Genomic DNA, 12,710 nt, shown 5'->3' with positions numbered 1-12,710 from the left:
CGGTGCTCAACGACCAACCGCCCCCTCAAGAAACCCCTGGTCGGAGCTGTTCCCATCTGCTGTGTGCCCTGCCGGGGGCACCGATTTGATCAAGCGTTTCTGCAGGTCAGGATAGTTGAGCCCGGTAGCGATGGGTTGCTACCGGGCTCATTTGTTGCTGGATGAGGTGCGCAGGTTCGTGCCGTCCAGGTCTGCCGATCAGCGGCAGCGCTGAGGAAGAGCAGCACCCAGTCACGATTCGAGGAACGCCAGAGCTTCGGCGACGAACTCGTCGTGGTACTGGAAGATGCCGCCGTGTCCGGCGTCGGGGTAGAGCGTGAGGTGGGCGTGGGGCAGGCGCCGGGCCAGGTCTGCCGAGTTGCTGCTCGGCACCATCCTGTCGTGGTCACCGTTGGCCACCAGGACCGGCTGCTGGATGACTGACAGGTCGGAGGGCTGCTGCCGGCCCCAGTCGTGGATGGCCTTGAGCTGGTTGCGGAACGCCGTGACGGAGATCGGCTTGTCGCGGTTGTCCGTTCGTTCCTTCAGCCGGTTCACGAACTGTCTGGCCGTCGCCTGGCCGTTGGCCGTCCGGGTGAAGAAGAGGTACTCCTTGGGATCCTTGAAGGTCAACGCGGCTTTCAGGCTGTCGAGCAGAGTGACCGGCGTGACCTTGTCGATGCCCTCGCCGCCGGCCGGCCCCGTGCCCGCGAGGATCATCCTGCGGACCAGCCGCGGTTCCTCCTCAGCGATCACCTGCGCGACGAAGCCGCCCAACGAGAATCCGAGGAGGTCGATCCGGTCGTGGCCAAGTGCTCGGATGAAGGCGACGGCGTCGTGTGCCATCGCGGCCACCGAGCGTGGTGCCCTGCCCTGTGAAGCGCCGACTCCGCGGTTGTCGAAGGTGATCACCCGGCGCCTCGCCGCGATGCCGTCGACGACACGGGGATCCCAGTTGTCCAGCACCGCGGCCAGGTGGTTGAGGAAGATCACCGGCGTGCCGCCGTCCGGACCGAGTTCCCGGTAGGCGAACGTCGCTCCGCCGATGTCGATGGCCTTGGTCGGGGCGTCCTTGTAAGCGGTGATCACGGTCATGACAGTCTCCTCAGGGTTCTACTTGACCTTGACGACGACCTTGCCCCTGGCGCGTCCTGTTTGGACGTACGCCATGGCTTCGTTGGTCGACTCGAAGGGAAAGATCCGGTCCAGGACCGGTGTGATGATCGCGGCGTCGATGAGCGAGGTGATCTCGCTCAGTTGCTTCCCGCTGGCTCGCATGAACAGGAACGAGTAGCTGACCTGGCGACGTCGGGCGGCTTTCCTGATCCGATGACTCAGAACGCGCGTGATCGGCCGCAGGATCCAGGGCTTGCCGATCTCCCCGGCGAAGGCGGGGTCCGGCGGGCCGGAGATCGAGATGAGCTTGCCACCGGGCTTCAGCACGCGCAGGGACTTCTTGAGCGTCTCGTTGTCGAGGCTGTTCAGCACCACGTCGTAGTCGTGCAGCACGGTTTCGAAGTCGTCCTTGCGATAGTCGATCACGACGTCGGCGCCGAGCCGCTTGACCAGATCGACGTTGGCCGCGCTGGTCGTCGTGGCCACCGTGGCGCCCAGGTGTTTCGCCAGCTGGATCGCGAACGTGCCGACGCCGCCGGCACCGGCGTGGATGAAGACCTTCTGCCCCTTGCGCAGGCCGGCGATCTCGACCAGCGCCTGCCAGGCGGTCAGGCCGACCAGCGGGACGGCGGCCGCCTCCTCCATCGTGAGTCGCTTCGGCTTCAACGCCAGGTCGTCCTCGTTGACGGAGATGAGCTCCGCGAAGGTGCCGATCCGGTCCTTGTCCGGTCGTGCGTAGACCTCGTCACCGGGCTTGAACTTCCGCACCCCGGCACCGATCCGGATCACGACACCGGCAACGTCGTTTCCCAGGACGAACGGCGGGCGGTAGGGCAGGACGAGCTTGAACTCCCCGTCCCTGATCTTGGCGTCCAGGGCGTTGACGCCTGCGGCGTGGATCTGGACCAGCACGTCGTGCTCACCCACCTCCGGCTCCGGCACGTCACCGGCCCGCAGGGTGTTGCCGCTCTTCCCGTAGCGATCGACGATGAACGCCCGCATGTCAGCCCGCCATCCGGTTGAGCTTGCGGACGCCGTTGGCGCCGACTCCGGCGTTGTTCACCAGGACGTCGGGGCGCCCGAAACGTTCGAGCACCTGGCCCACGACGGCGCTGACCGACTCGTCGCCGGCTACAGGCGGTGCTGTTGTCATCGTGGCCTCCAGCCATTGGATTACGATCGTACGACCATAAGATGAGACAGGGGTCCAGGGCAAGAGAACCAACGGATTTAGATTATGATCGTACTAACATTGGGCGGGCAGCGGAGGAGCACATGGCGCGATACGGCAAAGAGCACAAGCTGGCGACGAGACAGCGGATCATCGAGACCGCGGGCCGCCGGTTCAAGCGCAGCGGCATCGACGGCTCCGGGGTCGCCACGCTCATGGCGGACGCGGGACTGACCAACGGCGCCTTCTACGCGCACTTCGAGTCCAAGGAGGACCTGGTCGCCACCGCGGTCTCCGACCAGCTGCGCGACCAGCGCGAGCAACTCGCGGCCGTCGCACCCGGCCGCGCCGGAGTGGAGCAGATCGTCCGCGCGTACCTCTCCCCCGAGCACCGCGACCATCCAGAGGAAGGCTGCCCGTCCGCGGCCCTGCTCGACGAGATCAGCCGGTGCGGGGACCCGACCAGACAGGCCTACACCGACAGCATGCTCGCGATCATCGACGACTTCGCCGCCCGCCTCGCACCATCTGATCCGCAGTCGGCTCACACCGCGGTTCTCAGCGTCTACGCCCTGATGGTCGGCACGTTGCAGCTGTCACGTGCTCTGACCGACCGGCAACTCGCCGACGACCTCCTGGAGCAGGGCATCCGCAACGCGCTGGCGGTACTCGACGGCGGAAGTGCCGCCTCCAAGAACTGACGTGGTCACGTGGCCGCGTCCCGGACTTCGAGCGGCGACGAGATCGAAGCGGTCGCGTCGCACCGGCCACGGCCGGAGAAGGGAAGCGCGGCCTCCGGAGCGTCCCAACGCCGCTGTGGTGGGCACTGCTGTCCCGTTGGACTGGTCAGCATCGGAGGGCAACGGTTCAGCGTGCCGGATGGCGTAGCGGCGCGCCGGCGTCGTACAGGTGGCGGAGTACCTGGGCGTAGGAGCGGCGCAGGGTGGTTTTGCTGTAGGGGATGCCGTGCCGGAGACAGAAGCTCTCGACGACGGGTTGTGCGCGCCGCAGGTTGGGGCGGGGCATGTGCGGGTAGAGGTGGTGTTCGATCTGGTGGTTGAGGCCTCCGAGCAGGGCGTCGACCCAGCGGCCGCCGGTGACGTTGCGGGAGGTGAGCACCTGCTTGTGGAGGTGGTCGAGGCGCTGACCGTTGGCGATGATCGGCATTCCCTTGTGGTTCGGCGCGAACGAGCAGCCCAGGTAGACGCCCATCAGGCCTTGGTGCACGGCGATGAACAGGACTGCCTTCGCAGGTGACAGCACGAGGAACACCGCCGCCAGGTAGGCGATCATCGGCAGGATCTGGAGTGCGGCTTCGCGCCACGGGTTGCGCAGTTCGTTGCGGCACAACGCGACGAGGCCGGAGATGCGCAGCACGGCGGCTTCCGCCAGCAGCAGCGGGAAGAACAGGAACGCCTGGTGCTTGGTGATCCAGCTGTACAGGCCGCGTTTCCGGGTGGCCTGTGCGCGGCTGAACGCGAGCGCGTGGATCTCGATGTCCGGGTCGTGGTCCTCGTGGTTGGGGTTGGCGTGGTGGCGGTTGTGCTTGGCCACCCACCACTGGTAGCTGATGCCGGTGAGGCCGCCGTGCAGGTGCCCCACGACATCGTTGTGGCGATGGCTGGCGAAGATCTGCCGATGCCCGGCGTCGTGCCCGATGAAGGCCAGCTGAGTCGAGGCGACGGCCAGGACGGCTGCCGTGACCAGTTGCCACCAGGAGTCGCCCAGCATCGCGAACGTCACGGTGATCGCGCCGAGCAGCAGCGCATTGGCGGTCATCCGCAGCAGGTAGTAGCCGCGTCGCCGATCCAGCAGGCCGGCGGCCTTGAGTTCCGTGGTGAGGCGGGCGAAGTCACTGCCGCGAGCTGGGCCATCTGTGTTCGTGAGGGTGTCGTGCGTTGAGGTCATGTAGCTGCTCCGGGTGCATAGCCGCGATGAGCGGTCGTGGGGGTTCACTTCTCGGCTTCGGTGTCCAGGCCGGGTTCGTCCGGTCCGGACTCCTCGGGTTGGCTGGTGTGCACGTCGCCAGGTGTCACATGTTCGTCCGCTTCGCTGCGCAGGGAGCGGATCGCGGAGTTGAGCACCGCCAGCAGGGGAACGGCGAGCAGTGCGCCCGCGATGCCCGCGACGAGCAGGCCGGCCGCGATGGCCAGCACCACCGCGAGCGGGTGCAGCTTCACCGCGCGGCCGAGCAGGAACGGTTGCAGGATGTGGCTTTCCAGCTGGTTCACCGCGATGACGATGATCAGGACGATCACCGCGGTCAGGGGACCGTTCGCGACGAGTGCGATGAGGACGGCGACGGCACCGGCCACCGCCGCACCGAAGATCGGAACGAATGCGCAGATGAACACCAGCGCCGCGAGCGGAACCGCCAGGGGCACGCGCAGCACGGCCAGTCCGATGCCGATGCCGATCGCGTCGACCACCGCGACCGCTCCGGTGGCGCGGACGTAACTCACCAGTGCGGCGAGGCTGCGCCGGCCTGCGACGTCGACCCGCCTGCGCGGTCCGTCGGGAACGACGCGGATGAGGAACTGCCAGATCCGGGGACCGTCGTAGAGGAGGAACGCGAGCGCGAACAGCACCAGCAGCATCTCGGCGAGGGTCTCACCGACTGTCGCGGCGGTGGTGATGGCGCCCGTCGTGATGCCGGACTGGTTGTCCTGCAGGGTTTTCACGATCCGATCGACGAAGTCGCGCAGCTGCGTCTCGCTCAGCCGCAGCGGGCCGTTGACGAGCCAGCCGGAGATCGTGTCGATGCCGCGGGCCAGTTGCGCTGCCAGGTCCGGCACGCCGTTGACGAAGGTCACCACGACGAAGGTCAGCATCCCGCCGAGCAGGAGCAGTCCGCCGACCAGCACGAGCGCGGTGGCGAGACCTCTGCGAACCCGGTGCGCCATCAGGAAATCGACGGCCGGTGCGAGCAAGGCGGCCAGCAGCAGCGCGATCGCGAGCGGCACGACCAGTGCGGCCAGCCTGCTGAAGATGACACCGACGACGTAAAGAGCCGCGACGACGACGAGAAAGCGCCAGCTCACCGCCGCGCTGACTCTCAGCACCGCGGGAATCGGACTCCGGTCAGGCGGCACGTCACCGTGGTCGGTGCTCACCAACGTCCGCACCTCCAGGGTCGGTTTCCGACGCCGGGGTCCGGGGTCATCGGTGAGTTGGCAGGGTCTGCCCGCCTCTGCTCGGAGTTCCCTGCCACGCCGGTCGCAAACCGGCTGGGCCGCTGGGCGTTCGAAGGTTGAGGTCCGCCTCGCACGAGGGTTGCTCATCCCGGTCAAGACCGGGCCGAACCCAGGCGGCAGGCGCTCACGAGTGCTCAGTCCGTTGCTCGATCAACGCACTCGCTCGGGGATGTGGTCCAGCGCGCCCAGCACGCGCACGGCGAGAGCCCGTGCGGAGGTGGCGCTGAGTTCGGAATGCTCCGTCAGGGTGTCCTGAACCAGCTTGAGCCTGCGCTCGTACAGGGACATGAAGGTCGATGCTGTCATCTCTTCCACTCTCTCGACTGTGCTGCTTGGGGATGAAGGGCGTTCGAGGAGAACAAGTGCTCACCGGCGTCGGCGGCCCATGGCGCGCTGGATTCGTGAGGGACCGGCGTCAGGCCGGTCTCGACCGAAAACGACCGCTCAGGTGCGAGATGTTCTCGACAAATCAATCCTACGCCTCTTCGTCCGAGATCGACTGAAATACCTCAAATTACTTTTGTCGCCGACCGCACACCCAGCACCAGGTCGAACGTGATGACGCCGCACTGTTCCGCGACCTCAACGGATTCTCACGCAAATTTCAGGTAATAGCTCACACTCCGGCCTATGGTGTGCGGAGCGGGCTATTTCGACGACTTCAGCCCTACGCCTGAGACCAGCTTCCGTCGCCCCTTGGCAGGCGGTTCACCTTGGTCATGAGGAGAGATTTCAGTGAGCACCGTCAGCGACAACGCATGAACACCACTCCCGAAGATGCTTCAGTGATCGCACAGCGACTACACCTCGCCGCCGGCTTCCACGCGTCCGAACGCGACTGGGTCGTGGACCGCCTGGCCGCGCTCGGCTCTCGTCTGCGGTCATATCGCGACGACGAAATCGACCTGGAGATCAGCCTCAAGGACCGCGAGGGTGCCGAGCAACACGTCGTCCTGCAGTGCTGGATCAGCCGCGACCATCGCTTGCACCTCGTCGCCACCTCGTCGCAGCGACGCCTCCCCGCGGCGCTGAACGAGGTCCGCGATGAACTGATCCGTCAGGTCGGCGAGACCAAGACCCGCACCGAGCCACGCAGCAACCGTGCGTTGCGCTCCGTCCCGACACCGCCCGAACTCGGCTGATTCAGCGGCACAGGCGCCGATCGCTACCGCAACGGCCACCTGCGCACCCGGCCATTACTCCACAATGGACAGAGAGGTCGGGTGTGCCGGTGGGTCGCGGCGTCGTCACCCGAGAACCGAAGGGAAGCCCGCCGACCGTGCCGAGCATGCCGGTGACAAGTAGCGTGGGGTCATCACTCGACCAGCAGGCGAAGAACAACCCGTGACGGCTCCGGCGCGGGTCAGCGGGAGGATCCGGGCGGGCGCCGCCGTGATGTCGGCCGTTCTCGTGCTGCTCGCGGCCGCGTTGGTGGTGCTGTTCGGTATCTCGGACGCAGGTGCGGCACTCCTGGGTGTTCTCGGGTGGCTGGTCGCACTGGCGGCGCGGCTGCCGGCGCTCGCCTCAGCGGGCAGGCTGCACGACCCCGACCGCAGCCGCACCATCCTCGCGGCAACCTCAGCGGTCACGGACGAAGTCGCCCGGCTCGCACTTGTGCTGGTCGTCGCCGGCGGATACATCCCCGCGCTCTGGGCGGGCTTCGGCTGGGCGCTGGCAGAGCTCGTCTTCGTCCTGGCCGCACACCTGGCACGGTTCAGCCGGCCCGTTGGACGCCGAGCGGCGGAACAACTGAGGTCAGAGGGCGGGTTCGTCAGCACGCATCCCGCGCACGGCGGCGTCCGCGGCATCACGACGACCGCATTCCACCTCGGCGCCTCCCTGCTCCTGGCCACGGGGTCGTGGTGGGTGCTGGTCACCGCCTCCGCGCATGTCGCGGTGAACCTGGCGTTCGCCCGGGGAGCCCGGCGACGGCTGGTGGCGGTCCAGGTGTTCGGCGCAGTGGTGAGCGCGGCCTTGCTGGCCGCCGGACTGATCGCTTCCGACTTGCGTTGAGCCTCAGGCACGACACACAGCCATCTCCCTCGAATTGGTCCTTTGTGGACTCTCACCCCGCTTGGCCGGGAACGGCTGTGGCGGCATCTTCGAACCCGTCCTGCGGCTGGAGCAGCGTAGGATGGAGTTGTCGAAGGCATGTCGTAGCACCGGCGGTCAAGCCGGTGTCGCCTTGGACGCATCAGAAGACCCGGCTGGTTCAGCCGGAGGCGGGAGCGCCGAGATGATCTCGGATCCGCTCTGCACCACTGACACATTGCTCGTGCAACACGGTCTGAGGTTGCCCCTGAAACCGGATGCGATGTCCGACAGACACTTCGCCGGGAGCTGGCGACCACTGTCGACCGACCCGGTCATCGATGTTCCAGCGCTTGTCGCTCCGGCCAAGCGACCGTGGTGATACTCCAGTAGGCCTTGAGACCAGAACTTCGGAGGCAAGGACGAACAGTTCACCGGCAGGAAACCCGCGCAACCGGTACCTACGGTTACGTAGGCGTAGGTTGGGTCTCGTTCAAGCCTGCGTGCCGGCGGCTGCCGGCGCGGTCGAGATCGACCTGTGGGAGCAGCGCATGACGACGACCGAACGGCTGACCGAGTGCGACATCGACGACTTCGGCCGGGAGCTGGACCGGATCCGCGACGAGGTGACAGCCGCCCGCGGTGAGAACGACGCGCGGTACATCCGGCGGGTGATCGCCGTTCAGAGGGGCTTGGAGGCCGGCGGGCGGGCGCTGTTGTTCGTGTCGGTCCTGCCGCCGGCCTGGCTGGTGGGTACCGCGGCGCTGGCCACCGCCAAGATCCTGGAGAACATGGAGATCGGCCACAACGTGTTGCACGGTCAGTGGGACTGGATGTGCGATCCGAAGATCCACTCCACCACCTGGGAGTGGGACTTCGCGACACCGGCGAAGGCGTGGCAGCACTCGCACAACTTCGTGCATCACACGTACACCAACGTGCTCGGCAAGGATCGCGACATCGGCTACAGCGCGTTGCGCATCCACCCGGAGCAGCCGTGGCACCCCGTCTACCTCGCGCAGCCGTTCTACAACGTTGCGCTCGCGATGTTCTTCGAGTGGGGCATCACGATCTATGACGTCGAGCTCGAACGTGCTTGGCGTGGCGAGAAGAGCTGGCGCGAGGCCCTGACCGAGTTGCGCGGTGTCCTCGGCAAGGCCGGCCGTCAGGTGATCAAGGACTACGTCGCGTTCCCGTTGTTGTCGGGGCCGTCGTTCCTGACGACGCTGCTCGCGAACCTGACAGCGAACACGATCCGCAACGTGTGGACGCACACGATCATCTTCTGCGGTCACTTCCCTGACGGCACAGTGGTTTTCACCGAGGACCAGCTCGACGGCGAGAGCCGCGGCGAGTGGTACCTGCGTCAGCTGGCGGGGTCGGCGAACATCGACGGCGGCGCGTTGTTCCACCTCATGACCGGCAACCTCAGCCACCAGATCGAGCACCACCTGTTCCCGGACCTGCCGAGCAACCGGTACGCCGAGATCGCGCCGCGAGTGCGCGCGCTCTGCGAACGCTTCGGCCTGCCGTACGCCACCGGGCCGCTGCTACAGCAGACCGCCAGCGTCTGGAAGCGCGTGCTGAGGCTCGCGTTACCCGGTCAGGGCGGCCATCAGGCCGCGCAGTGACGTGGTCGCCAGGCCGATGGAGGCGTCGCTCGCACCGTAGGGGATCACCAGCGTGTCGTCGTGCAGCAGGGCGCCGCAGGAGTAGACGACGTTGGGCACGTAGCCGTCGCGCTCGCTGGCGGTGGGCAGCAGCAGCGGTTGGGGCAGGGTCGCCAGCACCCGTTCGGGGTGGTCGAGGTCGAGCAGCATCGCGCCCATCGAGTAGACCCGCATGGGGCCGACGCCGTGGGTCAGCACGAGCCAGCCCTCGGGAGTCTCGATGGGCGAACCGCAGTTGCCGACCTGCACGAGGTCCCAGTCCCGGCCGGGCACCTGCACGGGCCGGGCCCCGTTCCAGGTCCTGATGTCGTCGGAGGTCACCACGGCCGAGCTCTCGCCGTCCCCGCGCGTCAACGCCGCGAACCGGCCTCCGATCTTCCGGGGGAACAGGGCCATGCCCTTGTTGCGAGCGGCCGAGCCAGTCGTCTGCGTGACGTGGAAGGTGCGGAAGTCCTTGGTCTGCAACAGTTGTGGCGCGACATCGACCCCGTCGTAGGCGGTGTAGGTGGCGTAGTAGGTCTGTTCGCCGTCGTCGTCGGTGAAGCGCACGAATCTGGCGTCCTCCATGCCGTGGCGTTCGGACGGGCCGGTCGGCCAGAGGACCCGCCCGCTGATGACGGTGTCGTCCGGGAACTGCGAGGTGTAGTTGCACGCGGCGATCCACCGGATCAGCTCGACTGTTCGGTGGGCTTCCTGGCGGGCGACCAGGCTCGGGTGCAGGTCGGCCAGCACCAGGTCCAGTTCGGCGCCGGTGAACCGTGCGGGCAGCCACCGGTTCAGCACGGCGGAGACCTCGTCGTCGTGGCCGAACTCGGCGAGCTTGCCCTGAAAGAGGCTCTTTTCGTACACCGCCTGCTGGTGCAGGCCCGTGGTGACGACGTTCGGTGGCGGGTCGACGGTGAGCGCACCGCCCGGAGCGAGGAACCCGGTGCGGAAGCCGATCGAGGACAGGTGACCCTCGCCGATGCCGCGCACGCTGAGCACGAATCGCAGCTGTCCCGGCGACGTCCCGCTCTGGTCGGGGTGGGCGACCAGCGAGGGGTTGCACAGCGCGGCGCCCTCGATGGCGTACTCGTGCGTGAAGTACGCGCCGATGAGCAGCTTGCGGGACTCGGACAGCTCGACCCCCGCGGCCAGGCGGTGGCTGACGCTCGCGAAGTGGTCGGCGAAGATCGCCCGGACGTCCCGATGCCTGCCCGCGAACATGAGGACCGTGCGATCCAGCGCGGCGCACACCGTCGCCTCGTCCAGTGCCATCACCCGCCGGATCACGGCCGCGGACCGCGACTCGTGCTCGGGCCGCTCCTCTCCCGGCACGAACAGCTTGGCGATGACGCGGCGCGGATCCGGCCGCAGCCGCAGCGCGGTGCGAGCGATGCCGGCGTTCATCCGTTGCTCCCCAGCAGAGTGCGGCCGTGTTGCAGAGTGGAGATCAGCGCCAGCGTCGACTCGGCGCCCTGGTTGAGGTTGGGGCCGTCGTGCGTGAGTCCGTCGTAACCGCCGCCGGTCTCCTTGTCGCGCATGGGCAGGCCGAGGTCGTTGTCGCCGTCGAACCACGCGACCGCGCGGCGGACACCGGCCTGCCACCTCAGGTCGCCGGTGACCTGGTGGGCGCGGGCACAGGCGTCGGCGAGCGCTGCGACCTCGATGGGTTGCTGGTCGAACGCCGGGCGAGGTTCGCCGATGCACCAGCCACCTGCCGGGGTGGGTGAGAGGTGGACCTCGTGGGACTCGACGGTCAACAGCCAGTCGAGCAGTCGCAGGCCGTCATCGCGGACCTGGGGATCGTCGAGGAGCTGGCCTGCGGCGATCAGCGCCTCGGGCAGCACGGCATTGGCGTAGTACAACCGGTGCTCGGGCCACGGCCACTCAGGGGCCGCGCGCGGTTCGCCGACGTGTGCGGCGACGTCACCGAGGAGCTTGGCGGCGAGCGCGTGGTCGGGAACCGCACCCAGCACCTCGGCGGCGCCAAGCGCCGCGAAGGACATCGACCGCACCGATGACGGCCGGCGATGGGCACTTCTTTCGAAGACGGCCAGTGCTGCCTGGCGGATCCAGGGCACCGGGCAGCGGGCGGCCGCGGTGCCCAGCCCCCACAACGCGCGTCCCCACCAGTCACCCAACCCCGGCTCGTCCCGCCAGCCGCGGTCGGCACCAAGTCGGTTGTGGAACTGTCCGTTGTTGGCCTGCGCGTGAGCGGTGAAGGCGAGATAGCGCTCAACCAGGACGACCAGCTCGGCGGACAGCTCCGGCTCGCGGCACAGGACGACCAGGCCGCGGGCGACGTCGTCCAGGCAGTAGCCGTGTTCCCGGCGGGGCAGCGGACCGTCGGCGTGCTCGTACAGGCCTGTGTCGTCGCTGAGCCGGATCAGGTGGGTGAAGCTCGGGCCGGTCACGTGGTCACGACGACTCGGGCGGCGAGCAGTCGCTCTGCCAGGCGGTGATACCGGTCGGCGACGGACGACCAGCTCAGCACCGGGGCGAGACTGGCCGAACGGTCGCTCATCGCGGCCGCGAGTCCCGGTTCGGTCAGCACCCGCCGCAGCGCCGCGGCGATGGCGACCGGATCGCGGTGGGGCACCAGCAGCCCGCCGCCGTCCGCCAGCAACTCGACCGCGTGCGGGAACTCGGTCGCCACCACTGGTTTCCCGGCGGCCAGGGCTTCGACCAGCACGCCGGACGTGACCTGCTCGGAGGAGTCGTAGGGCAGCAGGACGACATCGGCCTGGCCGACCAGCTCAGCCAGCGCGTCGGCCTCGCGGTAGGCCGGGTCGAACTCGACCAGGTCCGCGACACCGAACGCGGCCGCGCGGTCGCGCAGGTTGCCGCGGTAGAGCTCGCCCTCGTGCGCCAGCACCTTGGGATGGGTCTGGCCGGCCACCACGTAACGGGGTCTCAGATCGCGCAGCTCACCCAGTGCGGAGATGCCCCACTCGATGCCCTTGCCGCGCCCCAGCAGACCCCAGGTGAGAATCACCGGCCGGTCGGCGGACGGATCGTGAGCGGGTGGCTCGACGGGAAGCGCACCGTGCGGAATGACGACGACCTCACCTGGCCGCTCCACGGCGTAGCCGTCGACGAGCCGCTGCCGCGCGGCCTCGGACATGGTCACCACGGCGTCGGCGTACCCGACGACATGTTCGAGCATCTGCCGCTGGCCGGGGGTGGGCGCGGTGAGCACCGTGTGCAGCACGATGATCACCGGGACCCGCAGCCGGGCGAGCACGCCCAGCACGTCCTCGCCGTCGCGGCCGGCGTAGATGCCGTACTCGTGCTGCACCACGACCAGGTCGCAGCGGTTGAGCACATCGGCCGCCTCAACGACAGCGCCGGGAACCATGTGGTGCACCGTCCGGGCTTGCGTGGTGACCACCGGTTCATGGTCGGGTTCGTTGAGAACACGGACCACTCGGCCCGTGCTTCCCGGCGACGCGGAGGTCAGGTGGCGCAGGAGTGACGCGGTGAAGGTGGCGAGGCCACATTGCGTGGGTGGATACGTGCTCAGAAAACCGTAAGTGCGGACCACGAAGGGGCCTTTCGGGTAGGCGG

13 protein-coding genes are annotated in these 12,710 nt (G+C 67.9%); 4 read left to right on the top strand and 9 right to left on the bottom strand.

Annotated features, from left to right (window positions below; all coding sequences use genetic code 11):
- Positions 1–231: 231 nt before the first annotated feature.
- Genes AOM45_RS12005 through AOM45_RS52280 form a run of 3 tightly spaced genes read right to left on the bottom strand, consistent with a single transcriptional unit; the run spans position 232 to position 2,248 of the window.
- Entirely contained in the window at positions 232–1,074 is an 843-nt protein-coding gene (locus AOM45_RS12005; protein ID WP_030470012.1) for an alpha/beta fold hydrolase, read from the bottom strand.
- A gap of 18 nt (positions 1,075–1,092) precedes the next feature.
- Positions 1,093–2,097 (bottom strand): NADP-dependent oxidoreductase, encoded by a 1,005-nt coding sequence (locus tag AOM45_RS12000; protein ID WP_030470013.1) that lies wholly within the window; start codon positions 2,095–2,097, stop codon positions 1,093–1,095.
- Position 2,098: 1 nt separating this feature from the next.
- A complete protein-coding gene (locus AOM45_RS52280) occupies positions 2,099–2,248 on the bottom strand; it encodes a hypothetical protein (protein WP_201779937.1) in 150 nt (49 codons plus the stop codon).
- 122 nt (positions 2,249–2,370) lie between these two features.
- Here AOM45_RS52280 and AOM45_RS11995 point away from each other — a divergent pair, with 122 nt between their 5' ends.
- On the top strand, positions 2,371–2,967 hold the full coding sequence (locus tag AOM45_RS11995) for a TetR/AcrR family transcriptional regulator (RefSeq protein WP_030470014.1): 597 nt from the start codon (positions 2,371–2,373) through the stop codon (positions 2,965–2,967).
- Between the two features lie 166 nt (positions 2,968–3,133).
- Here AOM45_RS11995 and AOM45_RS11990 read toward each other — a convergent pair whose 3' ends face one another.
- From AOM45_RS11990 to AOM45_RS51725, 3 genes are all read right to left on the bottom strand, one after another.
- Positions 3,134–4,174 (bottom strand): fatty acid desaturase family protein, encoded by a 1,041-nt coding sequence (locus AOM45_RS11990; RefSeq protein WP_030470015.1) that lies wholly within the window; start codon positions 4,172–4,174, stop codon positions 3,134–3,136.
- 44 nt (positions 4,175–4,218) lie between these two features.
- Entirely contained in the window at positions 4,219–5,379 is a 1,161-nt protein-coding gene (locus tag AOM45_RS11985) for an AI-2E family transporter (protein WP_236703331.1), read from the bottom strand.
- 231 nt (positions 5,380–5,610) lie between these two features.
- Positions 5,611–5,766 (bottom strand): DUF6307 family protein, encoded by a 156-nt coding sequence (locus AOM45_RS51725; protein WP_169774268.1) that lies wholly within the window; start codon positions 5,764–5,766, stop codon positions 5,611–5,613.
- Positions 5,767–6,245: 479 nt separating this feature from the next.
- Here AOM45_RS51725 and AOM45_RS11980 point away from each other — a divergent pair, with 479 nt between their 5' ends.
- From AOM45_RS11980 to AOM45_RS11970, 3 genes are all read left to right on the top strand, one after another.
- Positions 6,246–6,602, top strand: coding sequence for an HPF/RaiA family ribosome-associated protein (locus tag AOM45_RS11980; protein ID WP_236703329.1), 357 nt, complete (start codon positions 6,246–6,248; stop codon positions 6,600–6,602).
- 202 nt (positions 6,603–6,804) lie between these two features.
- On the top strand, positions 6,805–7,473 hold the full coding sequence (locus tag AOM45_RS11975) for a hypothetical protein (protein ID WP_156094076.1): 669 nt from the start codon (positions 6,805–6,807) through the stop codon (positions 7,471–7,473).
- A 569-nt stretch (positions 7,474–8,042) separates the two neighbouring features.
- Positions 8,043–9,122, top strand: coding sequence for an acyl-CoA desaturase (locus tag AOM45_RS11970; RefSeq protein WP_035911719.1), 1,080 nt, complete (start codon positions 8,043–8,045; stop codon positions 9,120–9,122).
- Here AOM45_RS11970 and AOM45_RS11965 read toward each other — a convergent pair.
- Genes AOM45_RS11965 through AOM45_RS11955 form a run of 3 tightly spaced genes read right to left on the bottom strand, consistent with a single transcriptional unit; the run spans position 9,087 to position 12,534 of the window.
- Entirely contained in the window at positions 9,087–10,550 is a 1,464-nt protein-coding gene (locus AOM45_RS11965; RefSeq protein ID WP_030470020.1) for a glycoside hydrolase family 130 protein, read from the bottom strand. The genes AOM45_RS11970 and AOM45_RS11965 overlap by 36 nt on opposite strands.
- On the bottom strand, positions 10,547–11,557 hold the full coding sequence (locus AOM45_RS11960; protein WP_030470021.1) for a hypothetical protein: 1,011 nt from the start codon (positions 11,555–11,557) through the stop codon (positions 10,547–10,549). Before AOM45_RS11960 ends, AOM45_RS11965 begins: the two co-directional genes overlap by 4 nt.
- A complete protein-coding gene (locus tag AOM45_RS11955; protein WP_201779936.1) occupies positions 11,554–12,534 on the bottom strand; it encodes a glycosyltransferase in 981 nt (326 codons plus the stop codon). Before AOM45_RS11955 ends, AOM45_RS11960 begins: the two co-directional genes overlap by 4 nt.
- Positions 12,535–12,710 lie beyond the last annotated feature (176 nt).

It is taken from the genome of Lentzea aerocolonigenes (assembly GCF_000974445.1).
GTDB classification, from domain to species: Bacteria; Actinomycetota; Actinomycetes; order Mycobacteriales; family Pseudonocardiaceae; genus Lentzea; species Lentzea aerocolonigenes.
This window is presented reverse-complemented; position numbering and strand designations above follow the sequence as displayed.